Below are 25,196 nucleotides of genomic sequence, written 5' to 3' on the forward strand. Positions count from 1 at the left end.
TCAGCCGCCGAGGATCCCGCTGTCCCAGACGACCCGGCCGTCCACCAGGGTGGCCAGGGTGGTGGGCAGCGGGGCGCCGGGGGTGAGGTCGGGCAGCAGCGGGACCCGTGATCGCGGGTCGGTGGACCAGCGCTGGACGGCGCTGTCACCGGGCGGGAACACCAGGTCGCCGGCGGCCACGACGGCCAGATCGGCCGGCGCCCCGACGCCGATGGTGCCGACGCCGCGTTCGGTCCGGCGGGCGGCGCGGTGACCGCCGCGGGTGTGCGCGACCAGCGCCGACCGCGGGGAGAGACCGGAGCCGGCGGTCTGGTGGTGCACCGCGGCCTGCACGATCGCCCAGGGATCGGGCACGGTCACCGGGGCGTCGGAACCCAGGGCCAGGCTCACGCCGGCCGCGGCCAGCGCCGCGAACGGGTTCATCGCCGCCGCCCGGTCGGTGCCGAGCCGGGCCGCATACATCCCGTCGGGACCGCCCCAGGTGGCGTCGAACAGAGGTTGCACGCTGGCGATCACCCCGCACCGCGCGAACACCGCGAGATCGTCCGCGCTCGGCATCTCCACGTGCTCGACCCGGTGCGCGCAGGCCGCGATCCGGGGCCCGCCGGCCGGCCCGAGCCGGTCGAGCACCCGCCGGAACCCCTCGGCCACCGCGGCGATCGCGTCGTCGCCGATGGCGTGGAAGCCGGCTTGGATCCCGGCCTCCGTGCAGGCCTGCAGATGCGCGGTGATCTCGTCCACCGTCAGGTACCGGGCGCCGCTGGTGCCCGGCCGGTCGGCGTAGGGCGCGGTCAGCGCGGCCGAGTGGGATCCCAGGGCGCCGTCGACCGACAGGTCACCGGCCAGCCCCCAGGCCCCGGTCCGGGCCAGCTGCGCGCGGGCATCGACGGCGTCGTCGACGAGCCGGGCCAGGTAACCCCGCACCCGGACGGGGTGCTCCTGGGCCAGCAGGGCGGCCAGATCCGCCTCGCCGGCCGCGTCCGCGGCGGCGTTCTCGTGCACCTCGACGATCCCCGCCCGCACGCACCGGTCGAGGAACGCCCGCTGGGCGGCGTCGCGCTGGGCGGGGGTGACCATGGCCCGGGCGGTGGCCCGGGCCCGGGCGTGCTTCTCCCGATCGACCAGGGCGGCGTCCTGTGGCGCCGACCCGGCCGCGGCGGCCAGCGCGGTGGAGATCAGCGCGGAGTGCACGTCGACGCGGGCCAGGTAGACCGGACGGTCACCGGCGGCCCGGTCCAGCTCGGCCCGGTCGGGCAGGGTCGGGTCCGGCCAGGCGCTGACGTCCCAGCCCGCTCCCCACAGCACCCCGGCCGGCTGCGCCGACGACGCCGCCGCGACCGCGTCCAGGAGCTCCCGCGCGGACCGCACCCCGGTCAGGTCCACCCCGGCGGTGACCAGTCCGGCGTCCGTGGCGTGCACATGCGCGTCGACGAACCCCGGGACGATCAGTGCCCCGTCCAGCCACACCGTCTCGTCCACGTGCCCGGCCGCGGTGACCGCGTGCTCGCCCCCGAGCCAGCTGATCACCCCGTCGGTGACGGCCAGCGCGGTGGCCTCGGGTTCCGCGGCGGAGTGCAGTCGGCCGTCCCGGTACAGCACCGTGGTCATCGCGGGATCCGGTCACCGGTCGCGCGGGCAGGGCAGGGAGGTCGGAACGGCATCCCGTCAGTCAACCGCACTCCCCCGCGAGGACCCGGCCGCGGGGATGCCCGACGCCGGCGGTCCCGGCTCGTGAAGGGGAGATGAGGTCCGGTCACTCTGCGGCAAATGCCACCGCGGGGGGTGACGTGTCATCGCGGCGAGTCTGGGAAGGTGGCCCCTGTGACGACACCTTCCCGCCCCCCGGGCCCGGTCGGAGCCCCTGCCGACCCCGCTCCGGCCGGCGCCGAGCCCGCTCTCGCCACCTCCCCGCACGGCCTGACCTCCGCGGAGGTGGCCCAGCGGGTCGCCCGCGGGGAGATCAACGTCACCGACAACGCGTCGTCGCGATCGCTGTGGGCGATCGTGCGCACAAACGTTTTCACCCGGTTCAACGCCATCCTCGGCGCCCTGTTCGTGCTCATCCTGATCACCGGGTCGGTGGCCGACGGCCTGTTCGGCGTGGTGTTGATCGTCAACTCGCTGATCGGGATCGTCCAGGAGTACCTGGCCAAGCGGAAGCTCGACCGGCTCGCCCTGCTCAACGCGCCGACCACCCGGGTGGTCCGCGACGGCGAGCTCGTCGAGATCCCCACCGCCCAGGTCGTCCTGGGTGACCTCATCGAGCTGCGCACCGGTGACCAGGTGCCGGCCGACGGCACCGTGGTGTCCTCCGCCGCGCTGGAGATCAACGAGTCGAACCTGACCGGTGAGTCGGACGCGATGCCCAAGGCCGTGGGTGACCCGGTGCTCTCCGGCACGGTGGTCGTCGCCGGGTCGGGCCGGTTCCCGGCCGCGGCGGTCGGCGCGCAGGCCTACGCGAACAAGATCGCCGCCGAGGCGAAGGTGTTCACCCGGACCCGGTCGGAGATCCAGTCCTCGGTCAACACGCTGCTCAAGTACATCACCTGGATCATCGTCGTCGCCCTGCCGCTGCAGCTGTGGTCGCAGTCCCGGGCCATCGGCGATCAGGGCTGGCGCGAGGTGATCATCCGCTCCACCGGCGGCCTGGTCGGGCTGGTCCCGGAGGGCCTGGTCCTGCTGACCTCCGTCGCGTTCCTGCTCGCCGCGGTGTCGCTGACCCGCCAGCAGGTGCTGGTGCAGGAACTCCCGGCGGTCGAGGGCCTGGCCCGGGTCGACGTGGTGTGCCTGGACAAGACGGGCACCCTCACCGTCGGCGACATCGTCTTCGAGGACCTGCTTCCGCTGGACGTGTACGAGAACGGTGACCTCAAGGACGCCCTCGGGGCGCTGGCCGACGACCCGAACGCCAACGGCACCCTGCAGGCCGTGGCCCACGCCCTGCCCGCCCCCGCCCACTGGGAACGACGCGACTCGGTCGCGTTCAACTCCGCCCGCAAGTGGAGCGCGGCGGAGTTCGCCGGCCGGGAGACCTGGGTGATGGGCGCACCGGACGTGCTGCTCGCCGAGGACGACCCGATCCGGGAGCGGGTCGGCGAGCTCGCCACCACCGGACGCCGGGTGCTGCTGCTGTCCAACACCGACCAGCAGCTGTCCGGGACCGAGCTGCCCGGCGGCCTGGTGCACCGCGCGCTGGTCGTGCTCAGCGAGCAGGTCCGCCCCGACGCCAAGGACACGCTGAACTACTTCCGCGAGCAGGGCGTCACCATCAAGATCATCTCCGGGGACAACCCGACCACCGTCGCGGCCATCGCCCGCCGGGTCGGACTGGACGTCACCGACGAGCAGGTCGTCGACGCCCGCACGCTCGGCGAGGACCCGGAGGAGCTGCGCGAGATCGTCGAGCGCACCACCGTGTTCGGCCGGGTCTCTCCCGAGCAGAAGCGCTCGCTGGTCCGCGCGTTGCGGATGAACGGACACGTCGCCGCGATGACCGGGGACGGGGTGAACGACGCCCTGGCCCTCAAGGACGCCGACATCGGGGTGGCCATGGGCAACGGCGCGCAGGCGACCAAGGCCGTCGCCCAGCTGGTGCTGCTGGACGGAAAGTTCTCCCACCTGCCGGCCGTGCTGGCCGAGGGCCGCCGGGTCATCGGCAACGTGGAGCGGGTGGCCAACCTGTTCGTGGCCAAGAACGTGATGAGCCTGGTGGCGATCGTCTCCGCCGCCCTGTTCGCGCTGCCGTTCCCGTTCCTACCCCGCCACCTGACCCTGGTGTCCGCGGTGACGATCGGCATCCCCGCGTTCTTCCTGGCCCTGGGACCGAACAAGCGCCGGTACGTCCCCGGGTTCCTGACCCGTGTGCTGCGGTTCGCCGTCCCCGCCGGGGTCGTCGCCGGGCTGGTCGTGCTCACCTCGTACCTGCTGGCCCGGGCCCACTACGGGGTGCCGGCGGAGCTCCGCCGGGCGGTCTGCGCGCTGCCCGTCGACGGGGTCACCCCGGAGAACCCGGCCTGCTGGCAGCCGAGCACGGCGGCCACCATCAGCCTGCTGTGCACCGCGTTCTGGATCCTGGTCGTGCTCGCCCGCCCGTTCCGCCCGTGGAAGGTGGCACTGGTCGGCACGATGGTCGGGGTGGCCGTGCTGGCCTTCGTCCTGCCGATCGGCCAGCGCTTCTTCGAGTTCAGCGCTCCCCTGCCGCTGCTCGGGCAGTCGCTGCTGGTGGGTGCGGGCGGCGCCCTGCTGGTCGAACTGGTCTACCGGCAGGCCCCCGGGATGCGACGGGCCGCCGGCAGCTGATCGGTCAGCGCCGGGCGTCGGCCGACAGGTCGACCGCCGTGGTCGGCTGCTCGGTGGGTCGCTGCTGGGTGGGTCGCTGCTCGCCGGACTGCTGCGTGCCGGACCGCCGCGTGCTGGACTGCTGCCCGGTGGGTTGTTCGACGACCTCGTCCTGCAGGGCCGAGCGCCCCCGGGGCAGCAGCAGGACGGTCGCCACCATCACGGCGGCCAGGATCGCCACGGCCAGGAAGACCTGGTGCGAGGCGCCGGCGACCAGAGCGGCCGGGGGTCGACCGCCCGCGTCGTCGCTCGCGCCCAGGGTGGCGTTGGCGATGGCACCGAAGGCGGCCACCCCGACGGCGCTGCCGATGGACCGGGCGAACACATTCGTCCCGGTGACGACCCCGCGCTGCAACCAGCCCACGCTGGACTGCGCGGCGACCAGGGACGGGCTGGCGACCAGTCCGAGCCCGGCGCCGACCACGAAGCAGCCCAGCGCGATCTGCCAGAGCGACCCGTCCAGGGACAGGATGAGCAGGGTGCCGACCAGGGCGATGACGGCGCCGATGACGGCCGTCCACCCGAAACCCACCCGCAGGTAGAGCCGGCCGGACAGGGCGGCGGCGATCGGCCACCCGATGGTCAGGGTGGCCAGAGCGAATCCGGCGGCCAGCGGTCCGGCGCCGAGCACGAACTGGCCGAACGTCGGGATGTACGTGGTCAAGCCGAGGACGACCGCCCCCACCACCAACGAGGTCAGCGTGCTGGCCACCAGGACGCGGCGGCGCAGGATCCACAGCGGCAGGATCGGGTCCTGCGCCCGTCGCTCCACCGCCACGAACACCGCCAGCAGGAGCACGCCCCCGACCGGCACACCGATACCCAGCGGCGAGGTCCAGGCCCAGGCCACCCCGCCCTCGAGCAGACCGAGCAGCACGGCCGAGCAGCCGGCCGTCAGCAGGACGGCCCCGGTGTAGTCGATGGTGCGGCGCTGCCGGGTGACGTTCTCGTGCAGGTGCCGCAGCAGCATCCAGCCGGCGATCAGGCAGAGCGGGATGTTGACGAAGAAGATCCACCGCCAGCTGACGTACTCGGAGAACACACCGCCCAGCGCCGGCCCGACGACCGAGGAGATGCCCCACACGCTGGCCAGGTAGCCCTGCACCTTGGCCCGCTCGGCCACGGTGTAGATGTCCCCGACGATGGTGAGCCCCATCGGCTGCACCGCACCGGCGCCCAGCCCCTGGACGGCGCGGAACGCGATGAGGGCCGGCATGCTCCAGGCGAAGCCGCACAGGATCGACCCGATCAGGAACAGCCCGATGCCGACCATCATGACCGGCTTGCGGCCGAAGGTGTCCGCGAGCTTGCCGAAGATCGGTGTGGAGACCGCCTGGGCCAGCAGGTAGACCGAGAAGAGCCAGGGACCTGGGAGAACCCGCCCAGGTCCGCGACGACCGAGGGCACCGCGGTGGCCAGGATGGTCGCGTCCAGCGCGATGAGCGAGCTGGACAGCATCAACGAGATCAGCACCGGCCCGCGGTCGGAGCGGAAGCCCACACCGGCCGCCCCGGTCGAGCGGGACGCACGGGATGTGGTGCCGACCATCTGAGGACCTCTCCGGACCGCGGCGGACGGCCGACGATTCTTCTCCTAGCTAACCACCTGACTCCCCCGTGTCTTCCCGGCCGAGCTCAGGAGGCCGTGTCCGGGACCAGACCGGTGTGCTCGGCGGCGAAGGACAACTGGTCGGCGTACTCCGCGGCACGGGCCCGGGCGGGTTTGCCCATGCCGTGGCCGGCCCGCGTGTCCACCCGCAGCAGCACCGGGCCCGGACCGGCCTGGCACCGCTGCAGCTCGGCCCCGAACTTCAGCGAGTGCGCGGGCACCACGCGGTCGTCGTGGTCACCGGTGTTGATCAGGGTGGGCGGGTAGGCCGTGCCCGGGATCAGCCGGTGCAGCGGCGAATAGGCCAGCAGCGCCGGGAACAGGGCCGGGTCGTCCGGGTCGCCGTACTCGCTCGTCCAGGCCCAGCCGATGGTGAACCGGTGGAAGCGCAGCATGTCCAGCACGCCCACGGTGGGCAGGGCCGCGGCGAAGAGCTCCGGCCGCTGGGTCATCGCCGCACCGACCAGCAGGCCGCCGTTGGACCGCCCGTGCACGGCCAGCTGCCCGGCGGTGGTCACCCCGGTGGCGATCAGGTGCTCGGCGCAGCCGATGACGTCGTCGAACACCCGCTGCTTGTGCACCCCCATGCCGGCCTCGTGCCAGGCGGCGCCGAACTCACCGCCACCGCGGAGATTGGCCACGGCCAGCACACCGCCGGCCGCCACCCAGGACGCGAACAGGGCGGAGAACGACGGCAGGATCGGCACGTCGAAGCCGCCGTACCCGTAGAGCAGGGTCGGCCGCGGCCCGGCGGGCAGGTCGGCCCGGGCGAGCAGGGTCATCGGCACCGGGGTGCCGTCCGCCGAGGGCGCGGACACCCGCTCGGACCGGGTGGCCGGCAGCTCCGGCGCCCGCCGCCCGGCCGGGGCCGGCAGTTCACGCACCTGCCCCGTGGTGAGGTCCAGGCGATGCGCGGTGCCCTCCCGGGTGAAGGAGGTGACGCCGAGGAACACCTCGGTGCCGGCCGCGCGGGTGTTGACCGCGGTGACCGACACCGGGCCCTGGTCCCCGGGTAGCTCGAGCGCCGACCGCAAGGAACCTTCCCGGTCCCGGATCTCCAGGTGGTGGGCGGCATCTCGTGACCAGACGAGGACGAACGTGTCGGCAGCGGGATCGGCGTCGACCAGGACATCCGTCGCGTGCTGCGGGACGATCTCCCGCCAGGGCGCCTCCGGGGCGTCCGGGTCGACGGCGACGAGGCGTCCCCGGGGGGCGTCGCGTTCGGTGCGCAGGTACAGCACCGCCCCGTCCGGTCCGGTCTCGGCGTGCACCACGGTCTGGGCATCGGTGAGTTCGCCGACCACGGTCATCACCGGACCCAGTCCGCCGTCGGCGGAGATCCGGCGGACCTCGACCGTGCTGCGGGAGTCGGTGCCAGGGCTCGCGGTGAGGACCAGCAGGGTGCCGTCCGGACTGACCCACGGGTCGACCATCCAGTCGCGTTCCGCCGGGGTCCAGAGCACCTCGTCGTCGGCCGGGTCGGTGCCCAGGCGGTGCAGGACGAGCTCACCCGCCCCCATCGCGTCGGTCAGCGCGTCGGCGTCGAGCGCGGTGTCGGTCTCGGGCGCGGTGTCGATCCCGGGCTCCGTGGCGGTGCGCGTCGAGCTGCCCGGCGCCGGGTAGCGCCAGTACAGGAACCCTGACGAGTCCGGCAGCCAGGTGGGCGCGACCCACTTCGTCCAGTCGAGGCGGTCGGGCAGGTCGGCACCGGTGGCGATGTCGCGCACGGCGACGGTGCGCCAGTCCGACCCGGCCTCGGACAGGCCGTAGGCGAGCAGGGCACCGTCCGGGCTGACCCGGGCCGCGGTCAGCGCCGTCGTTCCGTCCGCCGAGAAGGTGTTGGGGTCCAGCAGCACCCGGGGGGCGGTCAGCAGCTGGTCCAGGGAATCACCGACGAGCAGTTGGTCCTGGTCGAGCTCCCCGGGGTTGGCCAACCGGAAGTACCGCCCGCCGCGTTCCCACGGTGTGCCGGCATGGGCCGCGGTGAGCAGGTCGGTGGTCGAGGCCAGGAACGGTGCCCGAGCCTCGAGTCCGGCGAGATAGGGCTCGCTGACGGCGTTCTGGGCGGTGACGAACGCCCGGGTGCGGTCCGCGTCCGGGTCCTCCAGGTACCGGTAGGGATCGGGGACCGACGTTCCGTGCAGCACCTCGACGGTGTCGTCGCGGTCGGCGGTCGGATACGTCCACGCTGGTTCGGTCATCCGCCGATCCCATCACAGGGGTCGGACAACGGTCGGCGGAGCGCCCCCACGGATCCCTTGGTCAGTCCGGCACGGGGGGAGCTGTTCCGGGCTGCGCCGCCACCGCGGCCAGCAGCGGCCGGTGCTCGAAGGGCGTGGACAGCACCACGGTGGTGCGGGTGGACACCGCGGCCACCGCCCGGATGCGGGCGAGCAACGCCTCCAGCGCCGACGGCGAGGCCACCCGGACCTTGATGATGTAACTCTCCACCCCCGCGACCGAGTGGCACGACTCGATCTCCTCGATGGTGGCCAGGGCCAACGGGTAGTCGTCGGGGGCGGCCGGGTCGATGGGGGTCAGCGAGACGAAGGCGGTGAGCGGCAGGCCGATCTGATCCCCGTCGATCAACGCCGCATAGCTGCGGATCACCCCGCGCTTCTCCAGGCGGCGCACCCGTTGGTGCACCGCGGAGACGCTCAGCCCCACCCGTTCGGCGAGATCGGTGAAGCTGCACCGACCGTCGGCGGCCAGCACGGCCGCGATGCGGGCGTCGATCTCCTCCAGCACGGGTGGCTCCTGTTCTGCGCGGGACGTCGGATGCGGGTGGTGTGGGTGACTGCCGGGGCGGGGGTCAGCCGACGGTGACGAGGGCGGTGGGTGCGTTGTTCATCAGCAGCGGGCCGTCGTCCCCGACGACCACGATGTCCTCGATGCGGACCCCGAACCGACCCGGCAGGTAGATGCCCGGTTCCACCGAGAACGCCATGCCCGCCTCGAGTGTCGTCTCGTTGCCCTCGACCATGTACGGATGCTCGTGGACCTCGAGCCCGATGCCGTGGCCGGTCCGGGTGATGAAGAACTCGCCGTACCCGGCGTCCACGATGACCTGCCGGGAGGCGCGGTCGATCTCCTGGGCCGGCACCCCGGGCCGGACGGCGGCCACCCCGGCGGCCTGCGCCCGGCGGACGATCTCGTACACGGCAGGGAAGTCCGGGTCGGCCGGCCCATCGCCGGCGACCAGGTAGGTGCGGGTGCAGTCGGAGAAGTAGCCGGACGGCATCGGACCACCGATGTCCACCACCACGGCGTCGCCCGGTTCGATCACCCGGTCGGAGGCCATGTGGTGCGGGCTGGCGCCGTTGGGGCCGGACCCGACGATGACGAAGTCGGGGCGGGCGTGACCCTGGGCCACGATGTCCGCGGCGATGTCCTGCGCGACCTCGTTCTCGCTGCGGCCGGCCCGCAGGAACTCCCCGACGCGGGCGTGGGTGCGGTCGATGGCCGCGCCCGCCGCGGCCAGGGCCTCGATCTCGGCCGCGGACTTGCGCATCCGGATCTGCCCGATCGCCTCCCCGGCGAGGGTGAGCTCGGAGCCCGGCACGGCGGCCCGGGTGTTCAGGGCGTGCACCGCGGGCATGTGGTAATCGACCGCCAGGACCCGGGCGTCGGCGGGCAGCAGACCGGCCAGGGCGCGGTACGGGTCCTCGCCGTCCGTCCAGGTGGCGATGGTCAGGCCGAGCTGCTCGGCGGGGGTGCCGGCCCAACCCGGCCGTTCCAGGGTGGGGACGAGGAGGGCGGCCGCCCCGTCGGCCGGGACCACCAGGCAGGTCAACCGCTCGTGGGAGGACACCGAATGCCCGAGGAAGTACGCCAGGTCCGGTCCGGGCGAGATCAGCACCACGTCCGCCCCGGCCCTCCTGGCCTGCCCCGACAGCTGCCGGATCCGGTCGGCGTACAGCTCCGTCAGGTCGGCGGGGGCGGCTGCTGAGGTCGTCATGACCGGGAGAGTAACCGGCAGCCCCCGACATCCGGCCCGGTCCCACCCCACCCGGCACCCACCCGCCACGCGGAGCCGTGTCGGGCCCGGCGGGTAGCGTCCCGGGACATGCTGCAGCTGCTGGACCTGGCCGGCATCTACTTCCGGGCCTTCCACTCCTCCCCCGCGTCGGTCACCGCGCCCGATGGTCGGCCGGTCAACGCGGTCCGCGGGACGCTGGAGATCGTCCGCCGCGTCCTGCACGACGGGCAGCCGACGCGGGTCATCGCGTGCCTGGACCTGGACTGGCGGCCGCAGTGGCGGGTCGACCTGGTGCCCAGCTACAAGACGCACCGGGTCGCCGGGGCCACGCCGGCGAACACGGGGAACGTGGCGCCGCTGGATCTCTCGGTGGGCGGTCTGCACCCCGAGCCGGACCGCATCGAGGAGGTGCCCGATCTGCTCGGGCCCCAGGTGCCCGTGCTGCTGGAGGTGCTGGCGGCCATCGGCATCACCATCGCCGGTGCACTGGAGTGCGAGGCCGACGACGTCATCGGCACTCTGGCCGCCACCGAGACCCGGGACGAGGTGGAGGTCGTCACCGGCGACCGGGACCTGTTCCAGGTGGCCCGGCCCGGTCCGCCCGAGGTCCGGGTGCGGTACATCGGCGCCGGGATGAGCAAGGTCGTCGTACACACCGCGCAGAGCGTCGCCGAGAAGTACGACATCCCGCCGGGGCACTACCCCGCCTTCGCCGCCCTGCGCGGAGACCCGTCCGACGGACTCCCCGGGGTCCCGGGAGTCGGCGACAAGACCGCCGCGTCCCTGGTCCGGGCATACGGCGGGGTGCCGGAGATCCTCGCCGCGGTGGACGATCCGACGTCCGGGCTCGGCGCCGGGCCGCGGGCCAAGCTGGCCGCCGCCCGGGACTACCTGACCGTGGCGCCGCGGGTGGTCGCCGTCCGCACCGACGCCGCGATCACCGTGGACCCGGCCGGTGACGGCACGCTCCCGACGGAGCCGGCGCATCCCCAGGCGTTGATCGACCTGGTCGAGCAGTGGGGCATCGGCAACCCGGTCAAGCGACTGCTGGACGAGATCGCCGCTCTGCAACGGTGATCCGAGCGGCGGGGCCCCACCGGGCCGCCGCGGGCGTCACTGCGGCGGGCTGACCTCGTACCGGCCGTCGCCGTCGAGAACGGTGATCCGCACCCGCTTGGTCTCACCGTCCTGCTGCACCGAGCAGTCGAACGACGCGCCCTGCCGGACCTCCTGGCCCGCCGGGCAGGACGCACCCGAGATGGCCGGGAGGGCGTAGCCGCCGGGGGCGGGATCGGTGAGGATCTTCTCCACCCCGCGGGCCACCTGGGTCGAGTCGAAGACCTTGGAGCTCAGCGGACCCGGCCAGACGAACAGCCCGATCGCGACCAGCGCCAGCACCACCACGGCCGACACGACGCCGATGATCAGCCCGGTCTGCTTCTTCGGCGGCGCGGCGACCGCAGCGGGGGCGTACCCCGGCTGGCCGTACGCACCGGCGGCAGGCTGGCCGTACCCACCGGGGGCCGGCTGGCCGTACGTGCCGGGCTGGGGGGCGCCGGGCTGCCCGTAGGCGCCCGGCTGGTACGCGCCCGGCTGCCCGTAGGCACCCGGCTGGTAGGCACCGGGCTGACCGTAGGCACCGGGCTGACCGTAGGCACCGGGCTGACCATAGGCACCCGGCTGGTAGGCGCCGGGCTGATAGGCACCAGGCTGGTAGGAGCCGGGCTCCCCGTAGGCACCGGGCTGGACCGGACCGGGCTGCTCGGGGGTGCCGGACTGCGATCCTGTCGGTGCGCCGTACGCCTGGGTGTACCCCTGACTCCAGCCCTGCTGGTCCCCCGGCGGGGCGTACGCGGTGGTCGCCGGATCCGGCTGCCGCGACCCCTGCCCGCCGTCGTCCTGCTGCCCGTGACCCTGCTGCCCGTACGCCCCCTGCCCGTACCCGGGCTGCGCGTCCCCCGCCGCGCCGTCCGGCCGACGCTCGCCGTCACCCGACGAGGCCACCGGTTGTTCCGCGGTCGGACGGTCACCGGACCCGGTGGCCGGGGCCGACCACTGCTGGTCCTCCGGGGACGGCTCGCGTCCGCTCCGGTCACCTGCGGGGGGTCCGTACGGCGTGCTCATGGCGCCTCCTGGCTGGGGTCGGACGGGCCGACGTCGCTGGCCCGATCCAACCACGGGCCGGGTGTGCTGCCGGGGAACGGGTGCGGTGCGCGACACGTCGTCACCCGGACGGGAGCCGGGATCAGACGGCCCCGACCGAGACCACGCCGCGGCGGAGCGCCGCCACGGCCGTCCGCGCAACGGTGTCCAGCGGCGCGGGCGCCACCCCGGAGAGCTGGTCGAGCAGGTCGATGACCTGCCGGCACCACCGGACGAAGTCACCCGCGGACAGTTCGGCGCCGCCGGCGATGGCCACGGTGAGCGCCTCGGCCAACGAGCTGCCCCGGGCCCACGCCCCGACGGCACCGGCGAAGCCGGGGTCGGGTTCCCGGGTCGGCGGCAGACGGTGCTCGCCCTCCTGCCTGACGATCTCCGTCCACACCCGGTGAGTGGCCTCGATGGGTGCGGCCGTCGCGCCGCCGGGGGCTCGCATCGGCGCCCCCTCCCGACGCGCCTCGTACACCAGCACCGACACCACGGAGGCCAGATCGGCCGGTTCCAGCCCGGTCCAGATGCCCTGCCGGAGGCACTCGGCCACCACCAGATCGCTCTCCGACCAGATCCGGGAGAGCATGGTGCCCGCCGGCGTCACCTGGTCGCCCCGGACGTACCCGCGGCTCTCCAGCAGAGCCAGGATCTGCTCCAGCGCCTTGCCCAGCGACCCCCGGGCGGTGTGCACCCGGGCGTCCAGCGCGGTGTTCTCGTGTCGCATCCGGGACCATCGCCGCGCCCACTGCAGATGCTGCTCGCGGTCCGCGCAGCCGTGCACCGGGTGCGCCCGCACCGTGCGACGCAGCATGACCACGTCGGCGTCCTCGACTGCGGTCGGTCGCTGCGGTCGGGTCGGCGGGCGGATGCCCGACGCGGCGATGGCCGCGGCCAGGTCACGGCGCACCCCGGCCGACTTGTGGTCGGTGAACTTGCCCAGCTTGAGCCGACCCAGGGACGGCACCGGACCGCGGAAGTCCGCAGTGGACAGCCGTCCGGCCCATCGGCCGGCCGTGCAGACGAGCGGGCGGGCGGTCCCGTCGTGGGAGACGCCGGGATCCAGCACCACGGCCAGTCCGGCCCGGCGTCCGGTCGGGACGGACACCACGTCCCCGCGCCGCAGCAGGCCGAGGTCGCGGGTCGTCTCGTCGCGTCGGCCGGTCGCACCGGCCCGAGCCAGGGACTTCTCGGTGCCGGCCAGCTGCTCGAGCAGACCCAGGTACTCGGCGGTGTCGCCGAGGTGGCACACCATCTTCTCGGCGTAGGACTCCACGGCGTCGGCGTTGCGGCGCACCTGCCGGGCCAGGCTGACCACCCCGGCGTCCGCCTGGAACTGGGCGAACGACTGCTCCAGGAGATCCTTCGCCGCCTCCCGGCCCATCCGGTGGACGAGATTGACGGCCATGTTGTAGCTGGGTCGGAACGAGCTGCGCAGCGGGTAGGTGCGCTTGGAGGCCAGACCGGCCACCGCCCGTGGGTCGATCCCGGGTGACCAGACGACGACGGCGTGACCCTCGACGTCGATACCGCGACGACCGGCCCGGCCGGTGAGCTGGGTGTACTCCCCCGGCGTCAGGTCGACGTGCCCCTCGCCGTTGTACTTGACCAGCTTCTCCAGCACGACGGTGCGGGCGGGCATGTTGATGCCCAGGGCCAGCGTCTCGGTGGCGAACACGGCCTTGACCAACCCGGCGACGAAGAGTTCCTCCACGGTCTCCTTGAACGCGGGCAGCATCCCGGCGTGGTGGGCGGCGATGCCCCGCTCCAGGGCCTCCCGCCACTCCCAATACCCCAGGACGGCCAGATCGCCCTCGGGCAGGTCGGCCGTGCGCCGGTCGACGACCTGCCGGATCGTCTCGCGCTCGGACTCGGTGGTCAGCCGCATGCCGGACCGGACGCACTGGGTGACCGCCGCATCGCATCCCGCGCGCGAGAAGATGAAGGTGATCGCGGGCAGCAGCCCGGCCCCGTCCAACCGTTCGATGACGTCGGTGCGGGCCGGCGGGCGCCACCGCGGGCCGCCGCCGGACGGTGCGGCGCCGCGCTGCCCCCGCTGGCCGCCGCGGAAGCCCGACCGTCCGGCGAGGGCTTCGGCGTCGGCCACCGCGCGGGCCAGGGTCGGGTCGATGCGGGTGTGCTGGGTGCCCGGCTCGCTGTCGGCCGGACCGTCCGCCCCCGTCCCGGTGAACAGATCGAACATGCGACGGCCCACCATCATGTGCTGCCACAGCGGCACCGGCCGGATCTCGTCGACGACGACCGTGGTGTGGCCGCGCACGGCCTGCAGCCAGGCGCCGAACTCCTCGGCGTTGGACACGGTGGCCGACAGCCCGACGACCTGGACCCCCTCGTCCAGATGGAGGATGACCTCCTCCCACACCGCCCCGCGGAACTTGTCGGCCAGGTAGTGGATCTCGTCCATCACCACGGCGGTCAGCCCGTGCAGGTCCGCGGAGTCGGCGTACAGCATGTTGCGCAGCACCTCGGTGGTCATCACGACCACGGGCGCGTGCGAGTTGATCGAGGTGTCCCCGGTCAGCAATCCGACCTGGGCCGGGCCGTACTGGGCGACCAGGTCGGCGTACTTCTGGTTCGAGAGCGCCTTGATCGGGGTGGTGTAGAAGCACTTCCCACCGATGGCCAGTGCCCGGTGGACGGCGAACTCGCCGACCACCGTCTTGCCCGCGCCGGTCGGCGCGCAGACCAGCACACCTCGGCCCTGCTCCAGCGCGCGGCACGCCTCGATCTGGAACGGATCGAGCGCGAACGGCCGGGTGGCGGCGAACTCGGTGAAGTGCGGGTGCGCGGCCTGGTCACGGGACCGGGCGAACCGGTCGGCCGGCGACAGGGGGGCGTCGTCGTCCTCGGGGGCGTCCGCGCGATCGACCGCCGGCCGGCTCGGCACCCGGGTCCGTACCCGCCGCCGGCCCTCGTCGCCGTGCCCGGTTCCGCCGTTCCCACTGCCGTGTGTCACCCTTCCAGCGTTGCACACCGCCCGGCCGGGCCCCCGGAGGTCGGGTCGCCCGGGCGGGACTCCGGGATCAGGTCGCGTCGCCCAGGTCGTCGGGGCGCACGGGGCCGGCCGGCGGGACCGGCGGCGGAGGCGGCTGGGTCACCCCGGTCTGCGGCACCCCGGTCTGCGTCACCGGCGGTGGGGTGGCCGGGGGCTGGGCGGTGGGGGTGACGGCGGAGGGCCGGACGATCGGGGACGGCGCGGCGACCGGGGCGACCCCACCGACGGCCTCGGTGGCTCCGGGCAGGGCCGAGGCCTTGTCGTCGTCCAGTTCGCCCATGCCGGCCGCGACGAGTTTCCGCTCCTTGCGGCGGTCGTGGACCTTCGACACCTGTACGGCGACCTCGTAGAGCACGCACAGCGACACGGCCAGGGCGAGCATGGTGATCGGGTCGTTGCCCGGGACGACGAGCCCGGCGAAGACGACCAGCCCGAACATCGCGTACCGACGGGCCTGGCCCAGCTTCGCGCCCGGCAACGCACCGGCGAAGTTCAGCATGATCAGGATCAGCGGCAGCTCGAAGGACACACCGAAGATCAACAGCATGGCGATGAGGAACGAGAAGTACTTGTCGGGTTCCAGCGCGGCCACGGCGGTGTCCCCGCCCATGCCGAGCAGGACGACCAGTCCCTCCCGGATGACGATGTAGGCCAGCACGGCGCCGCCGGCGAACAGGACGGCCGCGGTGCACACGAAGGTGACGGCGAACCGGCGCTCCTTGGAGTACAGCGCCGGGCTGACGAACGCCCACAGCTGGTAGAGCCACACCGGGCAGGAGATGACCGCCCCGGCCAGCAGCGCGGCCTTGAGGCGGACCTGCAGGATGCTGAACGGGCCGGTGGCGAGCAGCTGGCAGGTGTCGCCGCCGGCGGTGAGATCGGCGCGGTACTGGGACGGGACGGCGCAGTAGGGGCCGATCATGATGTCGCCCAGGGTGGGGATGGGCGGGATGGTCACGGAGTACCAGATGAAGCCGACGATGCCGCCCAGCAGCAGCCCGAGCACGGCGAAGAAGAGTCGCCGGCGGAGCTCGTAGAGATGCTCCATCAGGGACATCGTGCCGTCGGAGAGCTCCCGCGGCGGTCGGCGACCGGGCAGGGGAAGCCGGGGCAGCTTCACGGTGTGCACTCCTCGCGATCGGGCCGGCCGGGGCGTTCGCCCCTGCCGGTCGTCCGCCGGTCGTGACCGTCCGGCCCGGCCGATCCTACGGGCCGGTCCCGACCACGGAGGTGAACGACGGGATCACCGCGGGGGGCACACCGGCGGCGGCACGGATCCGGCTCAGACCCGGTAGGCGAGCAGCGCCTCGGTGGCGCGGTCGCGCACCGCGGCGTCCAGGTCGGGACGGTCGACGAAGGACGCGGCACCGCCCTGGGACAGCACCAGGCGGACCAGCCAGTCCTCGCCCGCCCGGATCCGCACGTGCACCGCGTCACCGCCGGTGGCCGCGGACGAGCCGGACCGCTCCGGGGTGGCCTCGTCGGGGTCGTCCGGGAGCGGGTCCTCCACCGGGTAGTACTCGGCGATCCACCGGGCGCTCGCCCCCAGGGCCAGGGTCACCGGCTCGACGTGCGGGTCGGGGTGGAACACCCGGTCGGGCACGTCCGAGTCGACCCAGAGCGGGGCCTGGGCGGGTTCGTCGAGCAGGCGGACCGCGTCGATGCGGTCGACCCGGAAGAACCGGACGGACGCCGCGAGGTGGCAGTACGCCTCGAGGTAGCTGTGCCCATCGGTGACCAGCAACCGGATCGGGTCCACGGTGCGGTCGGTGACCTGGTCGCGGGAGGCGGTGTAGTACCGCATCTCCATGCGGCGCCGTTCGCTCACCCCCTGCCGAACGGTGCCCAGCGCGGGGGCGGCGTCGGCCGCGGCGACCCGCACCCCGGCACCCTCCAGACCGGCGGCGCCCGCACCCTCCAGCTTGGCCAGGGCGGACAGCACCGCCGAGGCATCCACCAGGCCGGGGAGCTCGGCCAGGGCCCGCAGCGCCACGGTGAGCGCGACGGCCTCGTCGGCGGTCAACCGGACCGGCCGTTCGATGCCGGCGTCGAAGGCGATGGCGACGGTGCCGCCCTCCTCGTCGAGCACCACGTCGATGAGGTCGTCCGGGTAGTAGCCGGGCAGCCCGCACACCATGAGCAGATCCAGGTCGGCGCCGACCTGGGCGGTGCTCACCCCGAACTCGGCGGCCAGGTCGGCCAGCGCCACCCCGGGGCGCCGGGAGATGTACGGGACCATCGCCAGCATCCGGGCCAGTCGCCCGGTCGCGGTCTCACTCATGTCCGTCTCCCCGCCCCGCGGCCACCGGGGTGGCCAGCCCGGACAACAGCCGCACCACGGCGTCGGCCAGGTCCGGCGGGGTCAGCACGACCACGTCCGGCCCGTGCCCGGCGATCATCCGCGCGGTGTCCCACAGGTGACCCACCGGGATCTCGACGACGTCCCAGTCGTCCGTACCCGGCGTGGCACCCGCCGGGGTCTCCAGCTGGTTCAGCGCGGACCGGCGGAGTCCGGCGGCCCGGCCGGACCGGATGCGGACGGTGCCGGTCCGGGCGGACGGTCGCTCCACGCTGGCCGCGACCTCGGCGAGCAGGTCGACCCCGGCCGGCGCCTGCACGGCACCCGCCCGGCCCACCGCCTTGACCGGCCCGACGATGCGGGACAGCCGGAAGGTGCGGCGTTCCCCGCGTCCGCGGTCCCGTCCGATGACGTACCAGCGACCCCGGAACGACACGAGCCCCCACGGTTCGAGAGCACGGGGTTCGGTGGGTCCGCCGACCTCCTTGCGGTAGGCGAAGGACACGGCCTTGCCGGCGCGGACGGCGGCGTAGAGCGGGGTGAACGCCGGGTCGGAGGTGCGCACCCGGGGCTGCAGGAGATCGGCCGCGGATGCCTCGACGTCCGTGCCGACGGTGTCGGTCGGGGTGCCGGGGCCGGCCGCGTCCCGGATCTTGCGCAGCGCGCCCGATCCCGCCTCGCCGAGCACGGTGGTCTCCCACAACCGGCCGGCCAGCGCGAGCGCAGCGGCCTCGGCGGGGGTGAAGCTGAGCTGGGGAAGCGTGAAGTCCACGGCCGCGATCCGGTACCCGTCGTCCGTACCGGGCGGGGTCTGCAGGGGGATGCCCAGCTCGCGCAGTTCCTGCTTGTCCCGTTCGAACATCCGGAAGAAGGCCTCGTCGCTGGTCGCGTCGGCGTAGCCGGCCACCTTGTCCCGGATCCAGGACACGGACCGGTACCGCGGTGAGTTGACCAGGGCGATGACCAGGTTGAGCAGTCGTTCCGCCTTCGCCGTCGCCACCGGGCAAGCCTGTCACATCTCCGCACGCGTGTTCGCATCCGGCGCCCCGACAGGCCGGGGCCCGGATCGATCCGTCCGTCCCGCGCCGGTCGCGGCAGGCTCATCGGACTCACAGCTCCGACCGGGATCACCGGGGCGTCCCCCGACGTTCACCAGGCATGGCTGCCATCGCACTGTTCGTCATCCTCGAGCTGGTCGTCCTGCTGGGCGTGGGTTCCCTGATCGGCGCCGGCTGGACCCTGCTGCTGGTGCTCGCCACCTCGGCCCTGGGCATCTGGCTGGCCCGCACCCAGGGCGCCCGGGCGCTGACCGATCTGACCCGTGCGGTGCGCGAACGCCGCCAGCCGCAGAACGAGGTGACGGACGGTCTGCTGATCGGTGGCGGCGCCATGCTGATGGTGCTGCCCGGCTTCATCGGTGACCTCGTCGGTCTCGCGCTGATCCTGCCGCCCACCCGCAAGCTGATCCGGCGTCGGCTGGTGCGCGCCGCGCAGGCCCGGGCCGTCGCGCTCGGCGTTCCCGGCGGTGGTCCGGTCGTCGACGGCGGTGTGATCGTGGACGGTCCCGCCGCGGGGCCGGACGCCCGGGTCGGCGTGATCCGCGTGCTCGGCGTGGGGCAGGTTCCGACCGGTGCGTTCGCGGACGGGGCCCGGTCGACCGGGCTGCGCCGGGTCCACGGCGAGGTGATCGACGCCGATGTCGTCGAGGGCCAGGTCATCGACGGGGTCGTCGTGGACGGCAGCAGGGTCGACCCGGACGCGGGCCCGGCCGGCGGTGCGGCACGCCGCTGACCTCCGGCACGGACGACGGCACCCACGCCACGTCGTCCCCCCGCGGGTGACCTGCGTCCCGGTCCGACCGGACCGCACGGTCGCACGCGGATGATCGAGAGGTGACCCCTCCCCCGCGGAACGCTCCTGCCCTGGCCGGTCCGGTGCTCTCCGATCAGCGCTGGCTGAACCTGGCCTTCCTGCACTGGGCCGTCGACCCGGCCGATGTGGCGCCGCACCTGCCCCGGGGGACCGAGCCGGACCTGGATGCCGACGGCCGCACGTTCGTCGGGCTGATCCCGTTCGAGATGCACCGCGCCGGGCTGGGCCGGGTGCCGGCCCCCTTCTTCGGGTCCTTCCTGGAGACCAACATCCGGCTCTACTCCGTCGACGCCGCGGGACGGCACGGGGTGGTCTTCCGGTCGCTGGACGCGAGCCGGTTGGCCATCGTCCTGCTCGCCCGGTTCGGCATCCGCATCCCGTACCTGTGGTCGTCGATGACGGCGGAGACGCTGGGCCGGGTGCACACCTACCGCACGCACCGTCGCTGGCCGGGGCCGGGTGCCCGCAGCGAGATCGTGCTGGAGGTCGGCGGTCCCGTGGAGCCGACGGCCACCGAGGAGTTCCTGACCCTGCGCTGGGGCATGCACAGCAGCCTGGGCGGACGGACGATCTGGACGCCGAACGAGCACGAGGCCTGGCCGTTGCACGAAGCGAGGCTGCTGCACCTGTCCGACGATCTGGGCACCGCCGCCGGTTTCCCTGTCGCCGGTGAGCCCACGTTGCGGCCGCTCTGGACGCCGGGTGTCCGGACGCGCTTCGGCACGCCGTCGCGCGTCGCCTGAAACCCGGCCCGCCGCCCGCGGCCGGGGACGCCAGGCAGCGGCCGGGCGCGGCCGACCGGTCACATGGATTCGATGAGCTTCTGCACCCGCTCGTCGTTGTTGCGGAACGGATCCTTGAGCAGGACGGTCCGCTGGGCCTGGTCGTTGAGCTTGAGGTGGACCCAGTCGACGGTGTAGTCGCGTCCCGCGTCCTGGGCCGCGGCGACGAACTCGCCGCGCAACCGCGCCCGGGTCGTCTGCGGCGGCAGGGTCACCGCCTCGTCGATCTGCGCATCGGTGACCACCCGGGCCGCCCGGCCCCGGGCAACCAGCAGGGAGTGCAGGCCGCGACCGGGGCGGACGTCGTGGTAGGTCAGGTCGATCTGGGCCACCCGGGGGCTGGCCAGGTCGAGGCCGTTCTTGGCCATGTAGCCGTCGATCAGCTTCTTCTTGATGACCCAGTCGATCTCGGTGTCCACCGTGGAGAAGTCGCCGGTCTGCACGGCCTCCAGGGTCCGCCGCCATAGGTCCAGCACCCGCTCGCTGACCGGGTCGGTCCCCCGCTTGGCCACGTACTCGGCGGCCTTGGCGTAGTACTCGGTCTGGGCGTCCAGGGCGGAGATCTCCCCGCCACCGGCCAACCGGACGGGTTTGCGACCGGTGATGTCGTGGGAGATCTCGCGGATGGCGCGGATCGGGTTCTCGAAGGTGAAGTCCCGCAGACCCACCCCCGCCTCGATCATCTCCAGCACCAGGGCCGCGCTGCCCACCTTGAGCAACGTCGTCGTCTCGCTCATGTTGGAGTCGCCGACGATGACGTGCAGCCGGCGGTACTTCTCGGCGTCGGCGTGCGGCTCGTCCCGGGTGTTGATGATCGGCCGGGACCGGGTGGTGGCGCTGGACACGCCCTCCCAGATGTGGTCGGCGCGCTGCGAGAGGCAGTACGCGGCACCGCGCGGGGACTGCAGCACCTTGCCGGCACCGGCGATCAGCTGACGGGTGACCAGGAACGGGATGAGTCCGTCGGAGATCCTGGCGAACTCGCCGCCCCGGCTGATGAGGAAGTTCTCGTGGCAGCCGTAGGAGTTGCCCGCGGAGTCGGTGTTGTTCTTGAACAGGTAGATGTCACCGCCGATGCCCTCCTCGGCCAGCCGGGCCTCCGCGTCGACCACGAGGTCCTGCAGGATCCGCTCGCCGGCCTTGTCGTGGGCGATCAGCGTGGGCAGGTCGTCGCACTCGGCCGTCGCGTACTCCGGGTGCGATCCCACGTCCAGGTAGAGCCGGGACCCGTTGCGCAGGAACACGTTCGACGAACGGCCCCAGGACACCACCCGGCGGAACAGGTATCTCGCCACCTCGTCGGGGCTCAACCTGCGCTGACCGTGGAAGGTGCAGGTGATGCCGAACTCCGTCTCGATCCCGAGGATCCGCCGCTGCATGCCGTCGAGCCTATGCCCGGCCCGCGTCGCGACCGGCCGCCGCGGTCCAGGGACCGCGCCGGGTCGCGTCGCGGATCTCCCCGATCAGCGTCTCGATCACGTCCTCGAGCATGACGACACCGAGAAGATCACCCGGTTCGGTACCCGCCGGATCGTGGCCCGCTCCGCGCTCGTGCGACTCCGGTGCGCTCGCGTCCGCCGGGGCGGCCGTCGGGGCGGAACCCCCGGGGGTCATCGGCGAGGACCCCGTCGACACCGGCGTGGCCCGCTCCGGGACGACGACCTGGGCGAGGTGCGCGCCGAGGCGCCGCATGGTGTCCAGTGCCGTCCGCAGGTCGGTGTCCGCGCTGACCACCGGGAGCGGACGGATCCTCTCGGTCGGGATGGGCTCGTCGCGGTCGTCGTCACGGCCGACCACGTCCCGGATGTGCAGGTAGCCGCTGAGTCGCCCATCGGCTTCCCGGATGGGGAAGCGGGAGAAGCCGGTCCGCTGGCAGGCCCGCTCCACCTCGGCGGGGCTGGCCCCTGCGGCGAGGGTGACGACGGCGTCCTCCGGGACGAGCACCGTGCGCACCTCGGCGACGTCCAGATCCAGCGCCGAGGTGATGAGCTGGTGTTCGTCGGCGTCCAGCAGGCCCTCGGCCCGCGACTCGGAGATCAGGTCGGCGACCTCCTCGCGGGTGAACGCGGAGGCCACCTCGTCCTTCGGCTCGCGACCGAGCATCCGGACGATGCCGTTGGCCGCGAAGTTGAGCACCCGGATGATCGGCCCGAGCATGGTCGCCACCGCCTGCAGGGGCGGGGCCAGCGCCATCGCGGTCTTCTCCGGCCCGGCGATGGCGATGTTCTTGGGCACCATCTCGCCCAGCGCCACGTGCGCGGAGACCACCAGCAGCAGCGCCACGGTCAGCGCGACCGGGTGCAGCCATCCCTCGGGCACGCCGAGATCGTGGAACACCGGCTCGAGCAGGCTGGCCACCGCGGGCTCGCCGAGGGCGCCGAGCAGCACGCCGCACAGGGTGATCCCGAACTGCGCGCACGCCATCATCAACGAGACGTTCTCCATCGCCTTGAGCGTGGCCCGGGCCCGTTTGCTGGACACGGCCAGCGGCTCGATCACACTGCGCCGCGCGGCGATGAGGGAGAACTCGGCGGCGACGAAGAAGGCGCTGACCCCGAGCAGCACGACGACCAGCAGCAGCAACAACCAGTTGGTGATCATCGGGCGCTGCTCTCGTCCTGGAGGCGCTGGCCGTCCTCGGCCGGATCGTCACGCTGGACGGCGGACAGCTGCACCGTCTCGATGCGCCGGCGGGCCAGCCGGTGCACGGTCAGCCGGACGGTGACGGCACGCGGCAGGTCCTCCTCCGGTTCGGCGGGCACGGGTTCGTCGTCGGCCTGACCGGCCAGGGCGCCGAGGCGGGCCTCCGCGCCCATCGTGGCCGAGACCTCCACGGTGTCCCCGTTCTGCGGCATCCGGCCGAGGCGGGCGATCAGCAGACCGGCCACCGTCTCGTACGCGCCCGACTCGGGCAGGCTGACCCCGGTCAGCTCCTCGATCTCGTCGGGGCGCAGGGTGCCCGGCAACGCCCAGGTGCCGTCGCTCCGCCGCTCGCCGCGCACCGCCGTGGGGTCGTGCTCGTCGGTGATCTCACCGACCAGCTCCTCGACCACGTCCTCCAGCGTGAGGATGCCGGCGGTGCCGCCGTACTCGTCGGCCACCACCGCCATCTGCAGGCCGAACTCACGCAGCTGGTCGAGCAGGTCGTCCAGCGGGATCGACTCGGGCACCACGGGGACCGGCACCATCAGCTGGCGCACGCTCACCCCGTCCCGGTCGTCGGGCGGGATGGCCACCGCCCGCTTGAGGTGGACGAGGCCGACCACGTCGTCGGAATCCTCCCCGGACACCGGGAACCGCGAGTGACCGGTCTCCACGGCGGCGGCCACGATCTCCCCGGCCGGGTCCGAGGCCTTGACGAACCGCACCCGCGGCCGCGGGGTCAGCACGTCGGCCGCGGTCTTGCCGGAGAAGGCGATGGACCGGGCCAGCAGACCGGCGGTCGGCGCCTCCAGGGTGCCGCGCGCGGCGGACCGGCGGACCAGCGAGTGCAGCTCGACCGACGAACGGGCGGACCGGAGTTCCTCCTGCGGCTCGATGCCGATCACCCGGAGCACGCCGTTGGCGATGCCGTTGAGCACCCAGATCAGCGGCCGGAAGAGGGTGGTGGACACCCGCATCGGGGTGATGACCTGCTTCGCGGTCTCCAGCGGCTCGGCGATGGCGATGTTCTTGGGTACCAGTTCACCCAGGACCATGGACAGCACGGTCGCCACGACCAGGGCGATGATCACCGACACCGACGACGCGACGCCCTCGTCCAGCCCCAACGCGCCCAGCGGCCCGCTGAGCAGCTGGGCCAAGGACGGCTCCATCACGAAACCCAGGGCCAGGGTGGTCACGGTGATCCCCACCTGGGCCCCGGACAGCTGCGTGGACAGCGACCGCAGACCGGTCATGAGCGACTTGGCCCCGCGGTCCCCGGAGGCGGCCTGGCGGGCGACCGTCGCCCGGTCCACGGTGACCAGACTGAACTCGGCGGACACGTACAGGGCGGTACCGGCGATCAGGATGAACCCGACGACGAGCAGCACCCACTGGGTGATCAACGCTCGAGCTCCCTACAAGCAGACACGGTCGACGACCCTCGGCCGCCGCACCTCACGACCAGACGACGGTAGCCGATGGGCCCGACACTGCCGGGAGCGTGGAGGTTTCGGGCCGGTGACGAATGTCCGGTCCCGGCGATGGTGGAACCGACCGACCGGGGAACGCCGCTCCCCCGGCGCCGGACGGACCGGGGCACGACGGCGGCGGGCGGAGCGATCAGGTGGCCGGGCCGGTCGGCTCCACCGGGATGTCGGCCCCGGCCTCGACCGGATCCGTCGGTTCGGCGGGCTCGGCGGGTGGGTCCACCGGCGCAGGACCGGCCGGTGTCGCAGCGGGCTCGAGCAGCTCCTGCAGGACGGTGCCCGCCACCCGGCGGAACGTGCGGCCGGGCAGGGACCGGTCGAGGACGGCGACCTCGAGCTGGGCGGGGATCAGGCTGCGGGGCGGGTTCTCCCCGGTGGTCCCCAGCGCGGTGACCGCGGCCGCGAGCGCCGTCCGCAGGTCCCATCCAGCCTCGAAGGAGGCTTTCAGGGAGGTGAGCACCGGTTCGGTCGCCCCACCCATCACCACGTAGCGCGACTCGTCGACGATCGACCCGTCGTAGGAGATGCGGTACAGCTGATCACGGGGGCCCTGCTCGTCCGCGGACTCCTCGACGGTGGCCACCTCGGCCACGCACACCTCGACCTCGAACGGCTTCTGGTGCTCGGAGAAGATGGATCCGAGGGTCTGGGCGAAGGCGTTGGCGAGCCAGCGGCCGGTGACGTCCTTGCGGTCGTAGGAGAAACCCCGGACGTCGGCGAGCCGGATCCCGGCGGTCCGCAGGTTCTCGAACTCGTTGTAGCGGCCGACCCCGGCGAAACCGATGCGGTCGTAGATCTCGCTGACCTTGTGCAGCGTCGGCGAGTGGTTCTCCGCGACGAACAGCACCCCGCCGGAGTAGGTGGTCACCACGACACTGCGCCCCCGCCCGATGCCCTTGCGGGCGTACTCGGAGCGGTCCCGCATGAACTGCTCGGGTGAGGCGTACAGGGGCATGCTCACGGCGGGGGGACTCCTCGAAGAACGGGGGCGGCGGACGGTCGGGCGGGTGTGGACGGCGGT

The 25,196-nt window shown here is 73.3% G+C and carries 18 protein-coding genes and 1 pseudogene; 5 read left to right on the plus strand and 14 right to left on the minus strand.

What is annotated here, in order from left to right:
- Nucleotides 1–1,608 (minus strand): amidohydrolase, encoded by a 1,608-nt coding sequence (locus tag J2S58_RS02845; RefSeq protein WP_205255520.1) that lies wholly within the window; start codon nucleotides 1,606–1,608, stop codon nucleotides 1–3.
- A 213-nt stretch (nucleotides 1,609–1,821) separates the two neighbouring features.
- Between J2S58_RS02845 and J2S58_RS02850 the strand changes: the two genes are divergently transcribed.
- Complete coding sequence (locus J2S58_RS02850; protein ID WP_306826328.1) at nucleotides 1,822–4,299, plus strand: HAD-IC family P-type ATPase; 2,478 nt, start codon at nucleotides 1,822–1,824, stop codon at nucleotides 4,297–4,299.
- A gap of 4 nt (nucleotides 4,300–4,303) precedes the next feature.
- Here the strand turns inward: J2S58_RS02850 and J2S58_RS02855 are convergent.
- A pseudogene (locus J2S58_RS02855) lies at nucleotides 4,304–5,796 on the minus strand (MDR family MFS transporter).
- Here J2S58_RS02855 and J2S58_RS02860 point away from each other — a divergent pair.
- Nucleotides 5,759–5,890: a hypothetical protein gene (locus tag J2S58_RS02860; protein ID WP_275889258.1), complete on the plus strand. Its 132-nt coding sequence runs from the start codon at nucleotides 5,759–5,761 to the stop codon at nucleotides 5,888–5,890. The pseudogene J2S58_RS02855 and the gene J2S58_RS02860 sit on opposite strands and share 38 nt — an antisense overlap.
- Nucleotides 5,891–5,972: 82 nt before the next feature.
- Here the strand turns inward: J2S58_RS02860 and J2S58_RS02865 are convergent, their stop codons facing one another.
- From J2S58_RS02865 to J2S58_RS02875, 3 genes are all read right to left on the minus strand, one after another.
- Nucleotides 5,973–8,147 (minus strand): prolyl oligopeptidase family serine peptidase, encoded by a 2,175-nt coding sequence (locus J2S58_RS02865; protein WP_205255522.1) that lies wholly within the window; start codon nucleotides 8,145–8,147, stop codon nucleotides 5,973–5,975.
- Between the two features lie 61 nt (nucleotides 8,148–8,208).
- Nucleotides 8,209–8,694 carry an Lrp/AsnC family transcriptional regulator gene (locus tag J2S58_RS02870; RefSeq protein ID WP_344470101.1) on the minus strand — a complete coding sequence of 162 codons (486 nt, stop codon included), beginning with the start codon at nucleotides 8,692–8,694 and terminating at the stop codon, nucleotides 8,209–8,211.
- Nucleotides 8,695–8,758: 64 nt separating this feature from the next.
- A complete protein-coding gene (locus tag J2S58_RS02875) occupies nucleotides 8,759–9,904 on the minus strand; it encodes a M24 family metallopeptidase (RefSeq protein WP_205255523.1) in 1,146 nt (381 codons plus the stop codon).
- A gap of 108 nt (nucleotides 9,905–10,012) precedes the next feature.
- Here J2S58_RS02875 and J2S58_RS02880 point away from each other — a divergent pair, with 108 nt between their 5' ends.
- A complete protein-coding gene (locus J2S58_RS02880) occupies nucleotides 10,013–11,002 on the plus strand; it encodes a 5'-3' exonuclease (RefSeq protein ID WP_205255524.1) in 990 nt (329 codons plus the stop codon).
- A gap of 36 nt (nucleotides 11,003–11,038) precedes the next feature.
- On the opposite strand, the gene J2S58_RS02885 is transcribed toward J2S58_RS02880, so the two are convergent.
- The 5 genes from J2S58_RS02885 to J2S58_RS02905 form a co-directional block, all read right to left on the minus strand.
- Nucleotides 11,039–12,049, minus strand: coding sequence for a DUF4333 domain-containing protein (locus J2S58_RS02885; RefSeq protein ID WP_205255525.1), 1,011 nt, complete (start codon nucleotides 12,047–12,049; stop codon nucleotides 11,039–11,041).
- Nucleotides 12,050–12,170: 121 nt separating this feature from the next.
- A complete protein-coding gene (locus J2S58_RS02890; RefSeq protein ID WP_306826329.1) occupies nucleotides 12,171–14,981 on the minus strand; it encodes a DEAD/DEAH box helicase in 2,811 nt (936 codons plus the stop codon).
- A 136-nt stretch (nucleotides 14,982–15,117) separates the two neighbouring features.
- Nucleotides 15,118–16,209, minus strand: coding sequence for a twin-arginine translocase subunit TatC (gene tatC, locus J2S58_RS02895; protein WP_306826330.1), 1,092 nt, complete (start codon nucleotides 16,207–16,209; stop codon nucleotides 15,118–15,120).
- Between the two features lie 162 nt (nucleotides 16,210–16,371).
- Nucleotides 16,372–17,370, minus strand: coding sequence for a helix-turn-helix transcriptional regulator (locus tag J2S58_RS02900; RefSeq protein WP_205255526.1), 999 nt, complete (start codon nucleotides 17,368–17,370; stop codon nucleotides 16,372–16,374).
- Nucleotides 17,363–18,388, minus strand: a complete 1,026-nt coding sequence (locus J2S58_RS02905; protein WP_205255527.1) for a helix-turn-helix transcriptional regulator — start codon at nucleotides 18,386–18,388, stop codon at nucleotides 17,363–17,365. The genes J2S58_RS02900 and J2S58_RS02905 overlap by 8 nt, the downstream gene beginning before the upstream one ends.
- Nucleotides 18,389–18,546: 158 nt before the next feature.
- On the opposite strand from J2S58_RS02905, the gene J2S58_RS02910 reads away from it, so the two are divergent.
- Nucleotides 18,547–19,179, plus strand: a complete 633-nt coding sequence (locus tag J2S58_RS02910) for an FxsA family protein (protein WP_205255528.1) — start codon at nucleotides 18,547–18,549, stop codon at nucleotides 19,177–19,179.
- 101 nt (nucleotides 19,180–19,280) lie between these two features.
- Nucleotides 19,281–20,003, plus strand: coding sequence for a YqjF family protein (locus J2S58_RS02915; RefSeq protein WP_205255529.1), 723 nt, complete (start codon nucleotides 19,281–19,283; stop codon nucleotides 20,001–20,003).
- Between the two features lie 59 nt (nucleotides 20,004–20,062).
- Here the strand turns inward: J2S58_RS02915 and pafA are convergent, their stop codons facing one another.
- The 4 genes from pafA to prcA all read right to left on the minus strand — a co-directional run bounded on the left by pafA (nucleotide 20,063) and on the right by prcA (nucleotide 25,136).
- Entirely contained in the window at nucleotides 20,063–21,421 is a 1,359-nt protein-coding gene (gene pafA / locus J2S58_RS02920; protein WP_205255530.1) for a Pup--protein ligase, read from the minus strand.
- Between the two features lie 10 nt (nucleotides 21,422–21,431).
- Nucleotides 21,432–22,643: a hemolysin family protein gene (locus J2S58_RS02925; protein WP_205255531.1), complete on the minus strand. Its 1,212-nt coding sequence runs from the start codon at nucleotides 22,641–22,643 to the stop codon at nucleotides 21,432–21,434.
- Entirely contained in the window at nucleotides 22,640–24,091 is a 1,452-nt protein-coding gene (locus J2S58_RS02930) for a hemolysin family protein (RefSeq protein WP_205255532.1), read from the minus strand. The genes J2S58_RS02925 and J2S58_RS02930 overlap by 4 nt, the downstream gene beginning before the upstream one ends.
- 217 nt (nucleotides 24,092–24,308) lie before the next feature.
- Nucleotides 24,309–25,136: a proteasome subunit alpha gene (gene prcA / locus J2S58_RS02935; protein ID WP_205255533.1), complete on the minus strand. Its 828-nt coding sequence runs from the start codon at nucleotides 25,134–25,136 to the stop codon at nucleotides 24,309–24,311.
- Nucleotides 25,137–25,196: the final 60 nt, after the last annotated feature.

Origin of the sequence: Nakamurella flavida, from assembly GCF_030811475.1 — a bacterium.
In the GTDB taxonomy this organism is placed as follows: domain Bacteria; phylum Actinomycetota; class Actinomycetes; order Mycobacteriales; family Nakamurellaceae; genus Nakamurella; species Nakamurella flavida.

Coding starts and splice junctions, on each gene's coding strand:
- J2S58_RS02845 (WP_205255520.1), bottom strand. CDS start 1,608: ATGACCACGGTGCTGTACCGGGACGGCCGACTGCACTCCGCCGCGGAA.
- J2S58_RS02880 (WP_205255524.1), top strand. CDS start 10,013: ATGCTGCAGCTGCTGGACCTGGCCGGCATCTACTTCCGGGCCTTCCAC.
- pafA (WP_205255530.1), bottom strand. CDS start 21,421: ATGCAGCGGCGGATCCTCGGGATCGAGACGGAGTTCGGCATCACCTGC.
- J2S58_RS02860 (WP_275889258.1), top strand. CDS start 5,759: ATGGTCGCGTCCAGCGCGATGAGCGAGCTGGACAGCATCAACGAGATC.
- J2S58_RS02875 (WP_205255523.1), bottom strand. CDS start 9,904: ATGACGACCTCAGCAGCCGCCCCCGCCGACCTGACGGAGCTGTACGCC.
- J2S58_RS02910 (WP_205255528.1), top strand. CDS start 18,547: ATGGCTGCCATCGCACTGTTCGTCATCCTCGAGCTGGTCGTCCTGCTG.
- J2S58_RS02900 (WP_205255526.1), bottom strand. CDS start 17,370: ATGAGTGAGACCGCGACCGGGCGACTGGCCCGGATGCTGGCGATGGTC.
- J2S58_RS02885 (WP_205255525.1), bottom strand. CDS start 12,049: ATGAGCACGCCGTACGGACCCCCCGCAGGTGACCGGAGCGGACGCGAG.
- J2S58_RS02925 (WP_205255531.1), bottom strand. CDS start 22,643: ATGATCACCAACTGGTTGTTGCTGCTGCTGGTCGTCGTGCTGCTCGGG.
- J2S58_RS02865 (WP_205255522.1), bottom strand. CDS start 8,147: ATGACCGAACCAGCGTGGACGTATCCGACCGCCGACCGCGACGACACC.